The organism is Lachnoanaerobaculum sp. Marseille-Q4761, assembly GCF_017565785.1.
Lineage (GTDB): Bacteria > Bacillota > Clostridia > Lachnospirales > Lachnospiraceae > Lachnoanaerobaculum.
Map to the genome: position 1 here is coordinate 689,609 of NZ_JAGEKB010000003.1, position 21,490 is coordinate 711,098.

21 protein-coding genes are annotated in these 21,490 nt (G+C 35.3%); 1 reads left to right on the forward strand and 20 read right to left on the reverse strand.

What is annotated here, in order from left to right; genetic code table 11:
• Window positions 1-23 precede the first annotated feature (23 nt).
• The 18 genes from J4O15_RS14355 to J4O15_RS14440 form a co-directional block, all read right to left on the reverse strand.
• Window positions 24-416 carry a lipocalin family protein gene (locus J4O15_RS14355; protein WP_208101241.1) on the reverse strand — a complete coding sequence of 131 codons (393 nt, stop codon included), beginning with the start codon at window positions 414-416 and terminating at the stop codon, window positions 24-26.
• 23 nt (window positions 417-439) lie between these two features.
• Window positions 440-1,120, reverse strand: coding sequence for a TIGR00266 family protein (locus J4O15_RS14360; RefSeq protein ID WP_208101242.1), 681 nt, complete (start codon window positions 1,118-1,120; stop codon window positions 440-442).
• 49 nt (window positions 1,121-1,169) lie between these two features.
• Entirely contained in the window at window positions 1,170-2,909 is a 1,740-nt protein-coding gene (locus J4O15_RS14365; protein WP_208101243.1) for a hypothetical protein, read from the reverse strand.
• A gap of 39 nt (window positions 2,910-2,948) precedes the next feature.
• A complete protein-coding gene (locus J4O15_RS14370; RefSeq protein WP_208101244.1) occupies window positions 2,949-4,667 on the reverse strand; it encodes a hypothetical protein in 1,719 nt (572 codons plus the stop codon).
• Window positions 4,668-4,993: 326 nt separating this feature from the next.
• The gene (locus J4O15_RS14375; protein WP_208101245.1) at window positions 4,994-6,613 is read right to left on the reverse strand and encodes a helix-turn-helix transcriptional regulator; all 1,620 of its coding nucleotides are present in this window, start codon (window positions 6,611-6,613) and stop codon (window positions 4,994-4,996) included.
• 14 nt (window positions 6,614-6,627) lie between these two features.
• On the reverse strand, window positions 6,628-8,013 hold the full coding sequence (locus J4O15_RS14380) for an extracellular solute-binding protein (RefSeq protein ID WP_208101246.1): 1,386 nt from the start codon (window positions 8,011-8,013) through the stop codon (window positions 6,628-6,630).
• Between the two features lie 414 nt (window positions 8,014-8,427).
• Window positions 8,428-8,820 carry a 30S ribosomal protein S9 gene (gene rpsI, locus J4O15_RS14385; RefSeq protein ID WP_009219973.1) on the reverse strand — a complete coding sequence of 131 codons (393 nt, stop codon included), beginning with the start codon at window positions 8,818-8,820 and terminating at the stop codon, window positions 8,428-8,430.
• Between the two features lie 23 nt (window positions 8,821-8,843).
• A complete protein-coding gene (gene rplM, locus J4O15_RS14390; protein WP_009219972.1) occupies window positions 8,844-9,278 on the reverse strand; it encodes a 50S ribosomal protein L13 in 435 nt (144 codons plus the stop codon).
• 165 nt (window positions 9,279-9,443) lie between these two features.
• Window positions 9,444-10,463 carry an ABC transporter ATP-binding protein gene (locus J4O15_RS14395; protein WP_330638862.1) on the reverse strand — a complete coding sequence of 340 codons (1,020 nt, stop codon included), beginning with the start codon at window positions 10,461-10,463 and terminating at the stop codon, window positions 9,444-9,446.
• 506 nt (window positions 10,464-10,969) lie between these two features.
• Window positions 10,970-11,359 carry a hypothetical protein gene (locus J4O15_RS14400; RefSeq protein WP_208101248.1) on the reverse strand — a complete coding sequence of 130 codons (390 nt, stop codon included), beginning with the start codon at window positions 11,357-11,359 and terminating at the stop codon, window positions 10,970-10,972.
• 16 nt (window positions 11,360-11,375) lie between these two features.
• Window positions 11,376-11,747, reverse strand: coding sequence for a hypothetical protein (locus tag J4O15_RS14405; protein WP_208101249.1), 372 nt, complete (start codon window positions 11,745-11,747; stop codon window positions 11,376-11,378).
• A 360-nt stretch (window positions 11,748-12,107) separates the two neighbouring features.
• Complete coding sequence (locus J4O15_RS14410) at window positions 12,108-13,547, reverse strand: M56 family metallopeptidase (protein ID WP_208101250.1); 1,440 nt, start codon at window positions 13,545-13,547, stop codon at window positions 12,108-12,110.
• On the reverse strand, window positions 13,525-13,938 hold the full coding sequence (locus tag J4O15_RS14415; RefSeq protein ID WP_009219968.1) for a BlaI/MecI/CopY family transcriptional regulator: 414 nt from the start codon (window positions 13,936-13,938) through the stop codon (window positions 13,525-13,527). Before J4O15_RS14415 ends, J4O15_RS14410 begins: the two co-directional genes overlap by 23 nt.
• A 146-nt stretch (window positions 13,939-14,084) precedes the next feature.
• A complete protein-coding gene (locus J4O15_RS14420; protein WP_009219967.1) occupies window positions 14,085-14,609 on the reverse strand; it encodes an adenine phosphoribosyltransferase in 525 nt (174 codons plus the stop codon).
• Window positions 14,610-14,664: 55 nt separating this feature from the next.
• Window positions 14,665-15,912, reverse strand: coding sequence for a serine hydroxymethyltransferase (gene glyA, locus J4O15_RS14425; RefSeq protein WP_009219966.1), 1,248 nt, complete (start codon window positions 15,910-15,912; stop codon window positions 14,665-14,667).
• Window positions 15,913-15,987: 75 nt separating this feature from the next.
• Window positions 15,988-17,706: a single-stranded-DNA-specific exonuclease RecJ gene (gene recJ / locus J4O15_RS14430; RefSeq protein WP_208101251.1), complete on the reverse strand. Its 1,719-nt coding sequence runs from the start codon at window positions 17,704-17,706 to the stop codon at window positions 15,988-15,990.
• A gap of 26 nt (window positions 17,707-17,732) precedes the next feature.
• Window positions 17,733-18,005 carry a barstar family protein gene (locus J4O15_RS14435; protein ID WP_208101252.1) on the reverse strand — a complete coding sequence of 91 codons (273 nt, stop codon included), beginning with the start codon at window positions 18,003-18,005 and terminating at the stop codon, window positions 17,733-17,735.
• A gap of 10 nt (window positions 18,006-18,015) precedes the next feature.
• Complete coding sequence (locus J4O15_RS14440) at window positions 18,016-18,696, reverse strand: ribonuclease domain-containing protein (protein ID WP_208101253.1); 681 nt, start codon at window positions 18,694-18,696, stop codon at window positions 18,016-18,018.
• Window positions 18,697-18,846: 150 nt separating this feature from the next.
• On the opposite strand from J4O15_RS14440, the gene J4O15_RS14445 reads away from it, so the two are divergent.
• Window positions 18,847-19,677, forward strand: coding sequence for an N-acyl homoserine lactonase family protein (locus J4O15_RS14445; RefSeq protein ID WP_208101254.1), 831 nt, complete (start codon window positions 18,847-18,849; stop codon window positions 19,675-19,677).
• 25 nt (window positions 19,678-19,702) lie between these two features.
• Here J4O15_RS14445 and brnQ read toward each other — a convergent pair whose 3' ends face one another.
• Both brnQ and J4O15_RS14455 read right to left on the reverse strand, forming a co-directional pair.
• Entirely contained in the window at window positions 19,703-21,034 is a 1,332-nt protein-coding gene (gene brnQ / locus J4O15_RS14450) for a branched-chain amino acid transport system II carrier protein (RefSeq protein WP_208101255.1), read from the reverse strand.
• On the reverse strand, window positions 21,031-21,483 hold the full coding sequence (locus J4O15_RS14455) for a YhcH/YjgK/YiaL family protein (protein WP_208101256.1): 453 nt from the start codon (window positions 21,481-21,483) through the stop codon (window positions 21,031-21,033). The genes brnQ and J4O15_RS14455 overlap by 4 nt, the downstream gene beginning before the upstream one ends.
• Window positions 21,484-21,490 lie beyond the last annotated feature (7 nt).

Sequence of the window (21,490 nt, forward strand, 5' to 3'; positions counted from 1 at the left end):
CATGCCATTGAATTCTTTTTTTATTATGCTGACGGTGGTGTTTCATTGCTTCGCTTAAATTTTATAGTATATTCTTCGATTTCTATCGTCAAAATATCACCTTTGATGGTATATTCGATAGTTTCGCCGTCAGCACTGAATTTGCCGTCTCCCCATTCTATTTCTGTCGGTTCGTCAAAGTTGGCTATACCTTTGCCGTCATCGTTAAATACTATATAGTATGCCATACCGATTGCTTCAAGTTCTTCTTTTTTCAGCTCCGCACCTTCCATGCTTGCAGAATCCAGTACATAATATCCTGCATCTGAGGATTTTGCCGCCTTACCTGTGCAACCTGCAAGCATCATAGATAATAGTATCATTCCACAAAGCAACCATACAAAACCTGATAATTTCATTCCAAATAATTTCTTCATCTTTTTACCCTTCTTTATAATATTTATTGTTTACTGATTTTTATAAACGGAGTCAACATCTCTCCAAGCCTTGGCAATGACATTGTCTGAATATACACCTTCCCCGGTCCTGTTACTACTGTATCTATCAGTCCTTCACCTCCAAAGAATTTATTTTTAATTCCCTTTACAACTACTACATCCATAGTACAGCTCTCATCCATCAGTGCGATCAATCCTGTATCACATACTACCTGTTCTCCCGGATTAAGATCGTACTCTTTTACATATCCGTCAAGTTCTAAAAATACAGTTCCCGGTCCTGTTACCTTTTGCATTATAAAGCCTTCTCCTCCAAAGAACCCTGCACCTATCTTTTTTTGGAAGTGAATGGAAAGACTGACTTCAGATGTTGCACAAAGAAATGCTGATTTTTGACAGATTATACTTTCTCCCGCCTTAAGTTCTTTTGCAATGATACTTCCGGCAAAGGATGAAGAAAAACCTATTTCAGCATGCCCCTTCGCAGTATAATGACTCATAAAAAAGCTTTCACCACTAAACATTCTTCCAATAGCCTTTCCTATTCCTCCCGTTGCTTTGGTGTCTGTGTCTATAGGTCCTTTTGCCCATGTTCTTCCACCTACTTCGCTAATGATAACCTCGCCGGGTTCAAGCTCTATAACCACTGCCGGAAGGTTTCCACCCTCAATCTGATAACGCATACCATCCCTCCTCTTTTATTTTAAAATATATTTGCCTTTAATCATCATTTTATCCTGCATACATTATCCCTTCAAAGATTTTCTCCAAATCTTCTCCGTTGACCTTATTAAATCCTTCTTCATCTGTTTCAACCATTATTCTGTAGCAATACCCCTCATAATCCGAAAAAATATTCTTGTTTAATATAAAGTATCTATCCCCTTCTTCTCCAAAGGCATCCAGGTATTTTTCATCTATAGTTATTACATCAACAAATTTCTCATTATCGGTATAGATTGGCAAAATATATGAATCAGCCGATAACACAACATCTTCACTTTTTATATTACCTTTTTCATCTACCAACATACATTCAATATCCTTTAAAGTATACAAAGCAATCTCTGATGAAGCTTTTCCACGCTCGCTGCTTATCTCAGGCTTACCTTCATCTCCTACACAGCACTGCTTTTCTGCTATCACAGTACCGAGTAGATAACCCATTGTTTCCACCATAAAAGATTTTGTATCTGTAAATGTTTCTTTTAATGCTTCATACCTTTCGATATTCCCGTCCTGCTCCCATGAGTTGTCTCTTATGCTCAGGCTTAGCATATCATAATCATTTTCCGTCTCTACACCTTTAAGGTCCAGACTGTAAAGAGCACTTATTTCATCTACAATAAATACATACATATAGTAATTATCATTTTTTCTTACCAGATAGGCTCTTCCATCATAACCCGATATTTCCTTTTCTCCGGATTTCCCTCCATATACCATTAATCCTGTTTCATATATATCAAGAGTCTCTGCATTCTGATTATAAACCGGATCTACGGACACATTTTCCTGTTTGCCGTCACCGTCAATATCAAAATGGAGATTCATATTTCCCGCAACTACAGGGAATACATAGTCTTTATCTTTATATATATATTTCGGCTCAAATATATCCTTCGCTTCCTCAAAAGAAATCGTAATAACCTGTGGACCGTCAGTATTTTTCCCAAGTATCTCCGTATCAAAATATAAGGTAACTCCCATGGGACTTATTGTCCATACAAGATCCTTATAGCCGTCTTCTTTAATCTCCTTAGCATACTTTGAAGGCTTTGTGATATTACTTTCTTCATAATCTTCTTTTGCCCTCTTATCCACCATTTCAAAGAATTTTTCATCATCCTTTACCACATCAGTGAATTTTATATTTTCTCCGCTAAGAGTATCAAAATTGGCTGAACTTCTTATATACCCCGGATTCCCACCTGTATAATCATACTCTGTATAATTAAGTATGCTTACTACAACATTATCCGCCCTCATTATATATGTATCAGTCTCATATAATCTTGTATTTTCTCCAAATCCTGAGAGTCTGTTGGATTTTTCACTCTCTGCCAGCTCATCCATAGACTCCTTTGTATATGCCATTTTTTCGCTTACTTCTTTATTATATTCTTTAAAGGCATTGTTAAGCGCTTCAAAATCTTTTCCTTCATCCTTTAGTTGGAGCATATTGTTTCTTATTCTGTACAACGAGCTGCCAATCTCATCATCGTTACATTCCTCTATTATTTCCTTCAAAATTATATGAGGTATGTTTGATGTTTTTTTCTTTTTACCCTCTTTTTCTAATACGAAATCTTTTTGTTCATCCTTTTTAGTTTCTTCTTCAATTTCACTTTCCTTTTCAACAGATAATTTTTCATCCCTCACACCGTCATTATCCGGCTTTTTACATGATGTTGAAAATGCAATAATCAACATAACTAATATAGCAAAAAACCATAGTTTTCTATATCTCATTATATTTCTCCTATATGATATACAACACATAATCTAAAGCTATGAAGAGTATGATAAACCTTCAAAAAGCTCATTTATGTTTATTCCATTCACCTTTTTATCCCGGCCATACTCATCACTTTCAAGCCTGAATCTATAACAGCTGCCTTCATAATCTGAAAGGCTTTTGTCATTAAGTTCAAAATACCTCTCTTCAACTCCTCCCCACTCGAGTTCATCTACATATTTTTCATCTATAATTCTTACATCCACATACTCTTTGTCTGTGTATAGCAATAATATATAGGAATCACTTGGTATGGTCGCTTCATTCTTTTCATTTCCTTTTCCGTCAACCTCGGTACAGGATATATCTGTCTTTGTATGCAATACACTGTTATCTGTAAGTTTATATCTTTGTCCCGCCTCAGGATAGGCATCATCTTTTATAGTCCACTTTGTCATACAGGTATTTGTACCCAATACATCATATCTGAATGATCCCATAAAAAAATCGGGGTTGGTAAAAGTTTCATTCAGGCTGTAAAATTTTTCCACACCATCACTTCTTTTCCAATCATTCTCTCTGCTTCCGATACTTACATACAGGTTTTCATCTTCAATTTGATCAATATTTGAAAGATCTACTATATACAGTAATTTTGCATCATCCAATTCACTCATAAATGCATACATATAGTATTTACCTGATTTTTTAATTATATATGCCTCATAGTCATAGCCGTCGATTCTTTGGCTCTCTTTATCTCCGGCTACAATTTTTATTCCCGAATACATACTGTCATAAACTTCCGGACCTTCACTTAGTATTTTATCGGCATATACAGACTCCCTTTTGCCGTCACCGTCAATATCAAGTTCCAGCTTCATTCCTTTTACAAGAGGAGTCACATATTCATCCTCTGCCTTTGTATATTTTGAATTAAATATACTTTTATCTTCATCAAAATAAACTGTTACAATCCTTGGCAGCTCTTCATATGCTTGCTGCTCATATATATCAAAATATAATGATACTCCCTCAGAGCCTATAGTCCAAGTAAGCTCTTTTCCATCCTCTTTTATTCTCTCAGAAGGTTTTAAATCATCATAATATTCTTTTGCTCTTGCATCTGCCAGTTCTAAGAATTTATTTTCATCCTTGACCACATCAGAAAATGCAAGTTCCTTACCTGAGGCTGTATCAAAATTGGTGGAGTATCTTAGATATTCAATACTTCCGCCTCCATAATAGGCATTTTTATAATTTACTATGCTTACTACAGCCTTATCCGCTCTTATAATATATGTGGATGTTCCCACACTTTGGGTTATTTGTCCATATTCCGACTCTTCTTCCTCTGTATATTGTGGAGGGGATGCCAATTCCATAAGCTCATATTTATATACTTCATCCGCCTCCTTATTATACTTATCAAATGCCTTGATAAGCGGCTCAAACTCTTTTGTTGTCTGCTCTAATTTAAGATGTACATTATGAATAATATACAAATAATTAAAGTCCTCATCAAAATGTCCTTCACCTGTTCTTTCTAAAAGGATATAGGGCAACTCGGATACTGAATTTTTATTCTCTTTATCTTTCTTTTTATCCTTAGTCTTTTGTTCATCCTTTTTTTTACTTTCTTTTTCGGTAGTTTCTTTTGCAGACTTTGTTTCGTTTTTATCTGTTATTATACAGGATGTCGATATAAGTATAATAAATATAAGTAGTAGTGTTACCGGCAGGTTCTTTTTTATTTTCTTTTTAATCTTCATTTTACCCCTCCACTCGTGTAAATTTACTTAAAATCCACTTATTATAAATAAAAAGAGCTCAGACTTTGAAATCTCCTCTACTCTTATAAAGGCCTCAACCTATCATAGCTCTCCTGCCTAAAATAAAATCTTTTGCCTGATTTTATATCCGGCATAAACTCAATTACCGCTTATACTATTCATATCACTTTTTTATTTTAAAATATATTATCCGACGGATACTTTTAAGTTCGTTTTTCAAATACTATCTATTGAATACCAATGTTTTGCATAAAAAAATACACCACATATCACATTAATTATGCATATATGCAGTGTATTTACCTCTATATTATTTCATTTATTCTTCCGCATCTTATCAACAGATCAAGATATATCTGTAGCTCGTCTTTTGAATTTACTTCCAGTTTCATATAGATATTTCTATTATGTTTTCTAACCGTATTTAAACTGATACAAAGCAAATCCGGAAGTTCGGAAATCTCATGCCCCTTGGCATAGTATCCGAGAATATTTCTCTCAGATGAGGTCAGCTCCTTTGAATTTTCTATAAAACGATCAAAAAGTTCTTCTACCTCCTTAGGCAATGCCCCTCCCTTGTTCTTATATTGCTCCTCTTTTGTTTTTAAGAATTCGGCAAGTATATCTATTTCTTTGATACCTGAGTGATTTTGGGTTTTATAAAAATCTTCTGTTTTTAAATTTTCAATTCCTCTCTCAATAGGTTTAACAAATCTACGGGATATTATAAATGATATCAAAAGCATAACAAGGCTGAACATCATTAAAATAATTACCAGAACCAGTTTTTCATATCTTTCCTGTTCCTTAAAGCTGTTATATGAAACAAGCACCGCAACAGACCACTGTCTTCCCTGTAAGTCAAATACTCCGTCTATAGGCTGCTGTATTCCTATATATTTTCCCTGTGCATTAAAATAAGTATTATATGTTTTACCGGGATCGATAAAGAGATCTTCATTTTCATTTATATAACTGCTGCCCTGAGAACCGCATAATCCGTCAGATACCAATAGTTTACCCTGATCTGTCGGGGCAATTATAGTCACCATATCACCATATTTACTTTCATATTTGGGATAGCTTAATCTAAATAACAGGCTGCTTATTTCAAGTCCGCATATTCCATATCTACCGGACTCACTTCCGATAATAGGTATAGTTAGGAATATACAATTTTCCCATGTATCCTCCAAATGCTGTCTGTTGATCCATAAATAGTTTTCTGAAAGCGACTTTTTATTATCAGCTGAAATCTGCTCATTATACCAATCCATGTTTTGTATATCAAATTCCATATTCCAGCGATTATGAATCTGTATTTTATTCTGCATTGCTACATTGGGATTTCCTCGAAACAAAAAAACATCATCTTCCAAAACATTTCCGCTTATATTTGCAATTCTTAAATATACACCGCTGCGTGAATGTTCAGCTCCGGGAGCAGAGGTATTGACTGTAGTATCCAATACCGCAAACACTCCGCTTGCCCTTGTAACATGAAGCTTACTCTCCAGCAAGAGATACATATTCTCCTGCATCTTTCTAAGAGCCTCCTCATTATTATCAAGTGATTTTATATCATAGGGATAGGATAGCACTTCTCTTTCCAAAAATCCTGAAAGCCGCTTTGACAGATCTATACCATTGGTCGTAAAAAGATCCACCCTCTCCTTTATATCCTTTTTTTGATTTTGCAAATGTACTTGTAAGTACTGTTCCAGTCTGGTTCCACTCTCTGAAAAAACACCGCCTGCCACCAATAACAACAGCAGTATACCTGTACCTGCCAACACCAGGCAAAACAAATATAACATAAGCTTGCTTCGCATTGACCGGCTCTGTTTGCTTGTTCCCTTAAATATATCAAGAATGGATGTTTTTTTCGTATTTACAGGCTTATTTATTTCATTTTTCAGGTCCATATTTTATCTCCGGGTTATTTCATAGCCTGCACCAGATTTTCGTATGCCTCCTCAATATAAGTATTTATATCGGTTTGAGTATTATTTTGCAAAGCATCCTTATACTCTTGCTCTACTCTTGAAAGTTCAAGTCTGACATTTTTTTCAAAATGCATCTCCAAATCAAGATAATTCGGCAGTTGTGGTGCAACATAGAAAGTATAATCTTTCTTGGTTTTTGCTAAAGCCTCATATAAGCTCCTATACTTAAGATTTTCAAGCTTTTCAGACGCATTTGGCAATTCTTCAAATGCCTTCTCCGTCACAGGCATATAGCCGGCTTTAACTACAAATTCAATATTATTCTCAGGCTCTGTAAGCCATTTTAAAAATTCAGCCGCAGCCTTCTCACGCTCTTTAGTGGATTTTACGGTACAAAATCCGGCACCTCTTTGCATAACCATCTTTTTTCCGTTTTCAAAGATAGGCACAGGGTATGATATGACTTCTATAGGTTCAGATATATTATTCTCATATGTCACCACATCTTCATAGTATAAAACACTTGCAGATGAAGCCACACTAACTATAGCCTTTCCTGTTCGCAGCGGCTCTGTTGCATATCCGTCACGAAGCCATACACCGCCTGATATTGCGGCATTTGCATACGGCTGCCAAATCTGTTTAAACTTCTCACCGAATGCAAGCTTTCCTCCATCAGCTATATCCGAAAAGAAATCCTCGCCTAAAGACTCACATCCCACCTGGAAATAATTAAAATGATAGTCATGAACAAAAAAGTTCCCTCCGTCATTTGCAATATCAGGTGTTTTATCATCTGACCATTTCTGATAAAGCTTTGCCATATTAAACACTCCGTCCCAGGTCGCAAGTTCCTCTTCCTTGGCTCCGGTTTCTTTTGAAAACCTGTCAAACAATGTTCTGTTGACAAAAAGAATCTCAGTTGATTTTGCTACAGGGAATACCATAAGCTTATCATCAATCATTCCCTCCTGAATAAACTCCGGTATAAATGCCTTTAACTCTTCCTCATTGAAATAATCCTTATAGTCCACCAATATATCCTTATCCGGTAAAGACAATACAGTCTTTGGATATGATACAAACATATCAGGAAGTTCTGCGGCTCCCGGCTCTTTATTTGCAGCCGCAATTACCGCTTCATGTATAGTATTGGTATTTGACACACTTGTAACCTGTATCCTTATACCCTTTTCTTTACCTGTGGTCTCATTAAATCTGTCAATTGTCTGATTTAGAGGAGAATCTGTCTGACCGCCATACACATGCCAAAGTGTAAGAACTACAGGCTTATCATTTTTTCTTCCAAATCCCGTACATCCTACAATAATCGCAGTAATCAGAATCACTGCAAAAATAATACCCAACCTCTTATTCATCTTGTCCTCCCACTTAAAGCAACCAGTGTTTTTACTATACAAATTAAGATATTTTTATCAGTCATTTATAAATTTTGTGTTTTATATAAAAATTTATGAATATACTTGATGAATTTACACTATATATACACTGTTTTGTTAATTATTATTTTACCTTGCCTTTTTATATCTGTCCATAGCATTTTTATGTTTTTTTAAGATTAAAGTAATATTTGGGATATAAGGATGTCTTAAACATTTATATGACAATCTTACAAAAGATTGTAAAAGTCTTACGGAAGATCATAATACAGTGTTACCGGTAAGTTACTATCTTACTATCGGTACGCAAAATCAGGTAGAATTTCAAACAAAGAAAAACCCGGTATATACAAGGTTTTCCTCGCATATACCGGGTATAATTTTGTGTCTTTATTATCTCTTTGAGAACTGTGGTGCTCTTCTTGCTGATTTAAGACCGTATTTCTTGCGCTCTTTCATTCTTGGATCTCTTGTGAGGAATCCTGCCTTCTTTAAAGTCGGTCTGTATTCCTCATCTGCATGAAGAAGTGCTCTTGATATACCATGTCTGATAGCGCCTGCCTGTCCTGTGAAACCGCCACCGCAAACATTTACAAGTACATCAAATTTATTTACATTGTCTGTAGCTACTAAAGGCTGACGAACAACAACCTTTAATGTCTCAAGACCAAAATACTCATCAATATCTCTTTTATTTATTGTTATCTTGCCTGTTCCCGGCACAAGATACACTCTAGCGATAGAACTTTTTCTTCTACCTGTTCCGTAAAACTTATCGTTAGCCATACCATTCTCCTTCTTAAAGATTATTAGCCTTTAATTTCCATTACTACCGGTTTCTGTGCCTGATGTCCATGAGTCTCGCCTGCATAAACATGAAGCTTTCTATACATATCTCTACCAAGTGGTCCCTTTGGAAGCATGCCCTTGATGGCAAGCTCTACAACTCTCTCAGGCTTCTTAGCAAGAAGCTCACGAAGTGTTGTCTCTCTCATACCACCAACATACTCTGAATGGTTGTAATAAATCTTCTGATCTAACTTTTTACCTGTAACCTTTACCTCTGCAGCATTGATTACAATAACATAATCTCCACAATCAGCGTGTGGTGTAAATTCCGGCTTGTTCTTTCCTCTTAATACACTTGCAACTTCTGAAGCAAGTCGTCCCAATGTAGCTCCCTTTGCATCGACAACATACCATTTTCTGTCGATCTTATCCGGATTAGCCATAAAAGTTTTCATTGACTGACCTCCATTAATCTTTTAACTTCGCTTTATATGGATAAATGCTCTCCGGGGCATTGGAATAAGCATCAATCTCTAATGTCACAATTAATAATTATATTTAACTTACCTTTATTTGTCAATACCAATATTTAAGCATTTTTAAAACTTATGAAGCAATATTTAAGCATTTTCCAAAACCAATCTGCCTGCAGCAATTCTTCTGCCCGAATTTCTGTCAAATAGCAGTATTTCATCTCCGTTTATATTTATATTGACATTTTCACCTATTTTATATGCCGTATTTCCAAATATTACACCGGTAAGAAGATAATCACCAAATCTAAGCTTTAGAGTACTTTCCATACCTGTGGGCATCGCTCCGTAAATTGTGGTCTTAAGTCCGTCGCCGGATGTAATACCGATGGCTTCAGGTCTTATACCCAGCACAAAATCCTCATTGCTAAGTACCGGATCTGTTTGTATACTGCTGTCTTCCTCCATAACCTTTGCGATATGATATTTAAATACCTCATCCTTATTTGACTTTTCAACAAAGTTTTTGCTTTTTAAAAGTTCCTTATGATGTTCCTGTTTTTTTGTGATATCATCATCTCTTTTATCAAACCACTCATCCAGCTTTATTTTCTCATTCGGGATAAATTTTACATTTACTCCGTCCAAAATATTCAAAGAAATACTTCCGTCATTTTGCTGAGTTCCCTTTGCCTCAACAAAGTTGATGGAAGGATTGCCTACAAAGTCCGCAACAAAAAGATTTTCAGGTCTTGTGTAAACTTCCAGCGGCGGTGCATACTGCTGCAATACACCGTTTTCTACCAGACATATCTGAGTCGCAAGAGTCATTGCCTCCATCTGGTCATGTGTAACATAAACAAATGTACTTCCGGTCTCCACATGAAGCCTTTGTAACTCATAACGCATTTCAAGTCTCAGCTTGGCATCCAGGTTTGATAACGGCTCATCCATAAACAATACTTGAGGTCTTGTGGCAAGTGTTCTGGCAATGGCAACTCTTTGTTGCTGCCCTCCGGAAAGCTCCGCCGGATATCTGTCCATAAACATACCGATTTTTACAATTCTTGCCACCTGTCTAAGCCTTGAATCCATCTCCTCATCAGTAAGCTTTCTGACTTCTTTTACAATATTTCCGCCCTTTACTATTTCAAAATCCTTATTCAGCTCTTCTCCCTTTGATTTATGACTTTCTTACTATGAACATTTCCTGTTTCCCCTTTCACTACCTACAACAACGAAATTTCAAAAATGCCAAAGTTTTTGAGATAAATTTGAAAAATAAAAAAAGTTCTACATTTTGCATAGTAGAACTTTAGCAAAAGGCATTAATATCATATAGTTTTACTATGCCTTTATAAATAAGAGACAAGGTAGAAAACTACCCTGTCTCTATATGAGATTATATATAGCTCTTTTGAGAAGTAATTATTTGATAGATATTTTCTCTTTTATTTCACTAATAATATAAATGGATTTGGGACTAATATTTAAGTCATAACCTATGATATATAAATATTCATTATTTTTCATTGGGTATTCATATACATAGCCCCCACTTCCAATATCTTTGTATGTGAATTTTGTAAAATCGTTCCAACTTATATTCTCTTTTCCTTTTAGAAGTATTAACCTATCAATATATTCTCTAGTTAAAATTGAATTGTCTATTTCTATCCTCTCTTTACAATGTAAAAGCCACAGAAAACTGAATAGTTTAAATTTCCATAATTTCGGTTGCAGGTTTGAGGGTTTGTAATCCTTTTCCCACTAGCATCTACATTTGTAACTTTTAAATATCCTCTTTTGTGTGACCAATACCCATTAGTGTTAAGTACATACCAATGGTAATCCCTATCTGGTGCAATGACTAAAGCAACTTTATACTCTCCTGAACCTGGACGTTCACTTAAGCTTGACCTTCTAATATAGCGTCCTCCACCTAAACGAGAACCATCACGCACAACAGCACTAAAGATACTTGATTCAGATAATACCTCAAAAGTTCGTCCTGACAGTTGACCAGGCTGTAATTTTCCTACAAAATTTTGAATTATGTCCATTGAATAGGCATAACAATTAGCTCTCTTTATACGAATTTCTATTATTCCACCAACTTGGATTATATACTGGTGCTCCTAATGCAAAAGGCACTATGTCATCTATGCCTAATTCACCTAGTTCTGGTTCGGATACTATAATATCTTCAGAATTGACAATCAGCTTTTGTAAGTCTACTGGCTCATAATTAATGCTATCTTGTTCATCCAGAGATAAAGAATTATACCAATCTAACCACTCTAATGTGTCTTCTGATAGTTCTTTTTGTTCAATAGCAACACCCTGATAATACAACGTATCATTCTCTGAGGCATAAGTATTAAATCCAACATTCAATGATAATAAACATATACTTAATACCAGAGACATTATTTTTAAATATTTTTTCATCTTGCATTCCTCCTTGCTTAATAAAAATCTTCAAATATATATTTTTCTATTCTTTTATATTGCCAGTATTAAAATATCGAAAAATACTTGATTATAGCAACATTCCAAAACTAAACAAAATAATAATCTCCATTCTTGTACCTCATAGGATTTATCTTTTTCATAAAAATTGTACTCCTTTCCTTTCTTTAGATTTTTTATCGCTACAGGTACTTGCAAAATACTAAAATCAAATTAATATTTTTGCTTATGTGCCTATAGTAAATTATACATTCACTATTTATAAATAAATTGATTTAGTCAGCTCTTGCAATCACCTAATGTTACAAGATTACATCTGCTACACAAGCTTGCATGATTTTAATTTTTTATATATATGCTTTCTGTTATATGAATGTTTTTATTCTCAAGTCCCTCTATAAAAAGTCTATATTCTCCGGAAGTATTGACCGTAAATGTATGTCTAGCCTCTCCACTTTTTGAATTTACAAAAACCTTTTTATTTTTACTGTCCAATAATCCGATTCTGAACTTATTGTCGGAATTGTCAGCATATAATGTAAAAGTTACTTTTGAACCTTTTCTCATATATACTGTGTTTGTAATAACCCTGATTTTACCGTCCACATTTATGTCTATGTCAACGCTTCCGCTCATAGGCACTGCTTCCTCTAACATAACTGCTGTAATATCCGTATTATCCATTTCCTGCTGTTCTATAAGTTCAGTATCAGCAGTTTCTTCTATATCTTTATCCAGCATGTCAATTACATAAGTCTGCATATCTATAGAGCTGTTGGTTGCCGCATAAGATATTACAGGGCATATTCCAAGTATCAGTGTTGATAAAGCAATATAGGGTATCCTTTTCATCATTTTTTTACTATTCATAATGTTAATTATCCTCCTTTGGAGACTTATCGTTGTTTTTCCTGTTAAACATATAATATTTTCTATATCAGGCTTACTGCACGCCATATCATGCAGAAGCTTTGCATAAATTAATTTTTCTCTGTCTGAATAATTTTTTAATGTGGCTTCATCACACGCCATTTCATTTATTTCAATGAATTTATTCAGAAAAATATGTACGGCAGGATTAAACCAATACATCACACAAAGCATAAACATAAGCCTGCGATAAAAATAATCCTTAGCTTTTAAGTGCGTCATTTCATGTCTTAATATAATCTCCGTTTCCAAATCCGAGAGACTATTTTCTGATAAAAATATCTTCGGCTTAACAAACCCTATTATAAACGGGGAAGGTATTATGGAGTTTATAAACACCCTGAAATCCTTTTTTATGCCCATTTCTTCAATAAGCCTATCTTTTGTTTCAATACTTGTACCGTCAGTTATGAGTTCACTTAGTCTATCAAGTTTCTTTAAGAAAGCTCTTTCCTTAATTAACTGGTTTATTCCTAAAGCAAATATCCCTATAAACCAGACTGCAAGCAGAATTAAGAATATAAGGTTTCCGCCAAAAGAAGTGGCATTAGCAATGGTCTTATCTCTGACAAAAGACAATTCGGATACATCATTGCTTATAACATTGAGTTTTTCAGTAATCAAAAACCTGCCTACAATATATCCTGTAATTACCAGGAGTGAAGATGAAATATACAGCATAAAACCCTTAAGCAGTTTGTTAAGCTGACACATACTTAATATCTTTTCAAGGTAGTCTTTAATAAATACTATTAAAACAATAACTATGTTCGTAACTATTATAGGCACAAACAGTATAAATAGAAAATCACTTGCCGCCCCTATGTCATTTGTCATCGCCCAAAGCATTTTCAAAGTCCTTTAATAAATTGTTGATTTTACCAAGCTGCTCCTCACTTAATGTATCTTTTCCATAAAAGGCGGCTATCAGATATTCAAAGGAGCCTTTGCCTGTCGCCTCTTTTATCTGCTGTCTTAACAATGCCCTTTCATATTCAAGCTCGGATATTAAAACAGTGTATATATGGTGCCAGCCGACTTGTTTCTTTTTCAAATATCCCTTTTCGGAAACGCTGAATAAAATTCCGCTTACACTTCCTCTCGGCATTCCTGCTTCCTCATAAATCTCACTGCTTGATATCTCGCCTGAATGTGTCCATATAAATTTCTTCATAAAATCATATTCTTTGGGCGTTAAATTCTTCATTCCGCCTAAGTATTCCAAGAAACCGCTCCCCATAAAACCTATCCTTTTACTTTTGATGATATTTTTGTTTGTACAAATATATTATATATTATAATGCTATAAAAGTTAAAAAAAATAATATAATAGAAAATCAAATAAAAAAGACATAACTCCAATACAGAAATTATGCCTCTTTAATTCTATTTGCCCTCATATTTTATTAAACTTGCGATATCATATTTTGAGAGCTTTTCTTTGCCTTTCAATCCTTCCAACTCCATAACAAATACAATCTTTACAATCTCTCCGCCAAGACTCTCTACAAGCTTTGTAATAGCCTCTATTGTTCCTCCTGTTGCAATAAGGTCATCTATTATAACCACCTTATCACCCGGCTTTATAGCATCCTTATGGATTTCAATTGTAGCCTTGCCATACTCCAAATCATAATCCATGCTCACGGTCTCACAAGGTAATTTACCTTTTTTTCTTACAGGTATAAATGCCTTATGCTCTGCATAGGCTACAGGTACACCGAATATAAATCCTCTTGATTCAGGACCTACAATGAGATTATAGTCCAAATCTTTTATTTCATTTCTCAAACCGTCAATACTTAGAGCAAGACCGTCGGCATCCTGCAATATAGTGGTTACATCCCTGAATATTATTCCCGGCTCCGGAAAATCAGGTATACTCCTTACATAATCCTTTAATTCTTTCATTGAACACACCAAAGCAGCCCAAAATTATTCTTGGGCTGTCCTTTCCAAATTATTCTTATTTGTAAATAGGATATTTGTCCATAAGCTTTATTACTTCGGCTCTTATCTCATCCGCCTTTGTATCAAACTCATAAGCTGTCATCTTTATAAGTCTTGCTATCTGCTTCATATCTTCTTCCACAAGACCTCTGCTTGTAACAGCAGGAGTTCCTATTCTGACACCGCTTGTAGTAAAAGGACTCTGCGGATCGTTTGGTACTGTATTCTTATTCAAAGTAATATATACTTCATCACATTTGTTTTGAAGTTCCTTACCTGTAATGCCCGTTCCTCTAAGGTCAAGTAACATCAAATGATTGTCGGTTCCTCCTGTAAGAATATTAAAGCCCTCAGATATCAATGCATCCGCCAATGCCTTTGCATTTTTTACTATCTGTTCCTGATACTTTTTAAACTCAGGCTTTAGAGCTTCACCAAAACAAACCGCCTTTGATGCTATCACATGCTCCAACGGTCCGCCCTGTATTCCCGGGAATACAGCCTTATTAAAGTTAAATTTCTCAGCCGCTTCCTTATTGGCAAGAATAAGACCTCCTCTTGGACCTCTAAGTGTTTTATGTGTTGTAGTAGTTACAACATCAGCTATTCCTATCGGTGAAGGATGAATTCCTGCCGCTACAAGCCCTGCAATATGTGCCATATCCACCATCAGATATGCTCCTACCTTATCCGCAACTTCTCTGAATCTCTTAAAATCAATTGTTCTTGCATAGGCACTTGCACCTGCAATAATCATTTTGGGCTTATGCTCTATCGCTATCTTCTCAAGCTCATCATAATCTATAAAGCCTTCATCATTTACACCGTACGGAACTATATTAAAGTATTTTCCTGAGAAATTTACTGCTGAACCATGTGTTAAATGTCCTCCATGGTTTAGATTCATTCCAAGAACCGTATCTCCTGCCTCAAGCATTGCAAGGAATACAGCCATATTTGCCTGTGCACCTGAATGAGGCTGAACATTTGCATAATCACAACCGAATAATTTCTTTGCTCTTTCGATTGCAATACTTTCTACAATATCTACATCTTCACAACCGCCATAATATCTTTTTCCCGGATACCCTTCAGCATATTTATTTGTGAGCACTGTCCCCATTGCCATCATTACGGCTTCCGATACAATATTTTCAGATGCAATAAGCTCAAGATTTCTTCTCTGTCTGTTTGCCTCTTTTTCTACTGCATTTCCTACCTCGGGGTCAATCTCCTTTAAAAAGTTCATCACTTCATTAACCATATTTGTTTTTCTCCTACCTGCATACTATTGCTTATGAAAGTATACAATAAATCAAATTGCTTTGCTATATATTTTTTACCTATAATTACTTATAACTATTTGCAAACTTTCTCTGCCACCATATTCATTGATATCGGGATAATATATTATATCTATTGTTTTTTTATCCTGAATGCTTTTAAAAAACTCCTCTCCGTCACCAAAATATATCGCTTCTACAGCAGTTTTGTCCACATCCTCCAATACCATTTTCACCACATTTTTATTCTTTCCCAATATGGTTTTTGAAATGATTTTTATATCCTTTCTTGCAAACTTCGGTTTTTCATTTTTATTTCCGAAAGGCTCAAGCTTATCAAGTTCCCTTACAAAATCAAGGCTCAGATATGAAAAAGGCAATGCTATATCAATCCATATCTTTTGTACAAAGTCTTCATCACATAGCTTAGAGTTTTCATTTAATCTCTCCCTGAATTCGTCAAGCCTTTCCTTTTTTAAACTCATTCCTGCCGCCATATGATGTCCTCCGAATTTCACAAATATATCCTTGACCTCATACAATGCCTCAAACATATTATAACTTTCTATTGACCTTCCGGAGCCCTTTATCATATCCTCTTCACCGAAAGCCTCCGTAAGTATAATGGTCGGCTTTCCTATCGCCTCCCTTACTCTTCCCGCTATTATTCCGGCAATGGACTCATGACAATCATCCAGATATATAACCAAAATATCATTATCTGAATAATCATTTTCAGCTGTTTCAATTGCCCTTTTTACATTTTTTAATGTCAAATCCTTTCTCTCATCATTAAGCTCCTTTAGATGAGAAGCATATTTCATAGCCTCTTCTTCACTTTCCGCCATAAACATATTAAGCGCAATCAGAGCATTCTCAAGCCTTCCTCCTGCATTAAGGCAAGGTCCCAGTACAAAGCCGATGCTATAGGCGGTCAGTTTTTTGCCCTCCATACCTGTCACCTTTATAAGCGCCTGCAGTCCGAGGTTCTTTGTATGCATTAGGCTTTTCAGCCCGTTTTTTACCAATATCCTGTTTTCATCCACAAGCGGCATAACATCACCTATTGTAGCTATTGCCGCCACCTCAAAAAGGTCTGTAAGTTTCTCATCATCATAAATCTTTTTGGAATACAATCTCTCATATACATATTCCATCAGCTTATATGCAACCAAACCTCCGCAAATACTTTTAAAAGGGTAATCACAGTCACTTCTTTTCGGATTAATCACCACATTTGCAACAGGCAGAAGGTCTTTGCCATCCTCCTGATATACCTCATGATGGTCTGTAATAATTACCTTTATTCCAAGTCTTTTTGCAAGCTCCATTTGACTATGTGCCGCGATGCCGTTATCACAGGTGATAATCATTGAAACACCGTCATTTGCCGCATCATTTATAATATTATCATTGATTCCGTAGCCGTCTTTTATCCTGTCGGGTATTTTTACATCTACATTTGCTCCGAAATATTTTAATGCCTTTACAAGAATATATGATGAGCATACTCCGTCAATATCATAATCTCCCACAACCCTTACTTTTCTTCCGGATTCTATCTCCTCCATAATAATTTCATAAGCTTTTTCTATACCTGTAAGCTCTCCTGCATTATGCATAAGTTTTAAATCATTTTGAAGAAATATCGAGAAATCCTCTTCCTTTATATCTCTGTTTATTATAATCCTTGCCAATACAGGTGAAATATTAAAACGGGCTGATATTTTCTCAAATTCAGCCCGCTTTGTATAAAGCATCCACTTTGACTCCATCTATTCTCCGTTCCAAGACCACAAATTTAATTTTTTTTACTTACCTTTGTCTTTATTATGGCTAAATGTGTATTTTGGGCTACAGCATCACTGAATACTTCAAGTACTGCCCTTTGTATATCGCTGTTTATATCATATCTTATATCAATAGCCGTATCAGCGCTTATATCTGTCAGACAATCAAACAGCGCATCCAAATTTCCACCATAATAATCAGGAAATTTCATTTTCTTTTTTAAATAATTATGAATCTCGTTTTTTGTGCTAAATTTATCCAATTTCAAAGTTATATTATTCATTTGCTTTTACCTAATATATTTGTTCAAAAGTATTATAATGATCTTCCGTATAAAATACCAGTCCGTCATTTGAATAAACTATTCTTTTGGCACCTCTGTATCCGCCCTCATAGTCAATATCACATTCAAAATATCTTCTTCCGCCTGCCCTCGGCAATGCCCCTTCATAGTTTCCGAAAACATTACCTCCAATACTCATTCCCGGCAATATATCTGAAAGATTACCCTTTTCAGGATCCCAGCCAAGCTCCTCGGCCTGCTTTTTTGTAATGTAATTTACAGGAAGTTTTCCATAAGTATGGATATATAATGCCACTTCTTCTTTTGAAGTATAATTTCCGTTTTCTTCTACATTTAAGCTTCTGCTTTCATATGTACTTCCCTGCTCGGTTTCCGCCGTTGTTTCCTGTGCAGATTCAGTCGTTTCTTCATTTGACTCTTTGGTATGATTTTTTTTCTTCTTTTCTTTCCGGCTTTTTTTACTGTTATAAGTAGTTTCTTCTTTGGATTCCTTTTCGCCGCTTTCTTTTTGAGCACTTTCAGCTTGAGTACTTTCAGCTTTTAAACTTTCTTTTTTGGCTTCCTGCTTCGTACAAGCGCCAAGGGCGAACATCAAGCCCAAAATAATTATGGGAATCCACCAAAGCAGTTTTTTCAGGATATTCCCATCTTCTTTTTTCTTGTTTATCATCTTGCCTCCTCACATCCTTATGATTATACATAATGGTATTCGCATTAACAATATAAGAATATAATAAGAATATATTAAGTTTGACCTTCAGTATTAAATTTTGTATAATAGTATTTCAAACAACTAAAAATCAATAAGGTATGGTTATTTATGAAAATACATATATTACAAACCGGAGAAGTGATGGTGGCTCCTTCTCTTGCCTATAATGGAAATACAGGTTTTAAACCACAAACACATGGTTTGCTTTTAAAAAATGAAGACAGAATAAATATTCCCGTTCTTTCATTTCTTATACAGACCGGAAACAAAAATATTTTGGTAGATACAGGTATAAAAAAGGAATTGGAGTCTGAAATTCCTCTTAGCTTTGACAAGCAATTCAAGGCTATAAAGGCTCCTCACACATTTGCATCCACCCGCTTTTTTCTGCCGAAGGATTCTTCACTTATTTCAAGACTTGAAGAAATCAACCTTTCTCCAAAGGATATAGACTATATACTTTTAACACATTTGGACTTTGAGAATGTAAGCGGTGTTGCTGATTTTTCCCCGAATACAAAGATTTTAGTATCAAGAGATGAAGCAAAATCAGCCGTTAAAAATCCTCTCAGATATTCCAGAAGTTGGTGGAAGGATGCCAATATATCGATTTTTGACTGGAACGGCAAGGAAGGTCCTTTTGAAAAGTCCTTAGACCTTTTGGGAGACGGTTCAATAACACTTATAAAGCTTTTCGGACATTCATCAGGTATGTTCGGAGTAAGGGCAACCTCAGAAAACAAAAAGTTTACTCTGCTCTATGCAGATGCCGGTTATGGCGAGCTTGCCTGGAAAGAGCTTACACCTCCGGCTGTCTCAGTCGATAAGGAAGCTTCCATGCGTTCATTGGAATGGGTTAGAATGGAATCCCTTGATAAAAACTGTGCATACAGCCTTGCATCACATGAAACTACTCCTTTAAAGGTTTTAAGATTCTAAAAAATCAGCCGTTATAAGTTACTCCTTATAACGGCTGATTTTTTATTTCAAAACTCTCGCCCTTTATCTTATCTCTCAATAATAGTGATAAAACTATCCCTAAGACAACAAAGTTTACCCATAAAAAACCTGAATTACCTCCTATAAATACAGAAATCAGAGATTTTACAGTTTTTAAATTTAAAGTACTCACAAGTACCTCTATTGTTGAAGCTGCAGTAGTCATGATAATTGTAAGTCTCATACCTTTTTTTGAAAGCTTTATAAGTTTATTTAAAATCACTATTGCAACAACTACTATCGTAATAGGATATAAAATCATCAAAACAGGTATGGATATCTTAATAATATTATTAAGACCGAAGTTGGACATTGCAAAACCTATAATCGTAAACACATTTACATACACTTTATAGCCGAATTTCGGGAATGTCTCAGCAAAAAACTCCGAAACTGCAACTATAAGACCTGCAGTAGTAGTAAAGCATGTAAGTATGGTCATTGCGCCTAAAAAAATCTGTCCGAAGTTTCCAAAAAGCTCATAAGAACTTTTTGATAATATATATGTTCCTATATTAGTATTTGAATCTTTTAACACATCAGCAGGAATACTGAACTTATTTCCCAAAGCACCAAGCCCTATATAAAGACTGCTAAAGAATATGGCAGTCACTATACCTACTATCGCCATTATCTTTATATACTCTTTCTTTGAAGAAAACCCGAAAGTTTTTATACTTGAAGTCGCAATCAAACAAAAACTCACAGATGCCAATGCATCCAAGGTATTATAACCCTCAAAAAATCCCTTTTTCAATGCCTCCATACTTCCACTCATCTCACCGACATTCACAGTATGAAAATTCAGATTTCCGACTATGATAAGTATGATTATAAGCATTGCAAACATAGGGGTAAGCACCTTGCCCACCCTGTCCATAAGTTTTGAAGGATTGATAGCAATAATATATGCAAACAAAAAATATACAGCACTGAATATAAATAAAGGAAACCTTCCGTTTCCTGTTACCGGAGCAAGACCTATGGAAAATGATGTGCCGGCTGTTCTCGGTATTGCAAAGAAAGGACCTATTGCAAGATATAGTATGGTCAAATAAGCTTTTGAAAAGATAGGACTGACCTTTATACTCAATTCTCTTTTATATCCCCCATTTACCATGGTACCTACTACCAGTGTAATTATAGCAATACCTACACCTGATAATACAAACCCGAACATGGCAGGAGAGAAATTCCCTCCTGCCCTAAATCCAAGTTCTGCCGGAAAAATCAGATTCCCGGCCCCAAAAAAAATACCGAAAAGTAAAAGTCCTATCAAAAAACCTTTTTTTATCATACTCTTACTTTTACAACCACCTTTTTAGCCTCTGCCGGAGCATCAAGACAACATCCCGGCATATGAGCATCCTCAGGTGCCACCACTATAAAGTCACCCGGATAAAGTATAACATGACCATATACCTCAGGTTTTTCATAAAGGATTATATCATTTTCAGGTCTTGCCTCATTTACCTTTAATCCGTCTCTATTACATATACCAAAGAGTTCAACTCCCTCTACAAGGCATTGAATATCAAAGAATTTATCATGAGCTTCAAATAATTTTTCTTCGATTTTTAATGTGGTATACTCATGTACATTTGCAACCACATCACTGCCGATAATCTCATATCTTCCTGCAGGTAATGACTTTAAATCAGTGTTCTTAAGCCATTCATAAGCTGCCAAAAACTTTTCATTTAAATAATTATATTTCTTTGCCAAATCAATATTTGTAAAAAACATGCCCTCT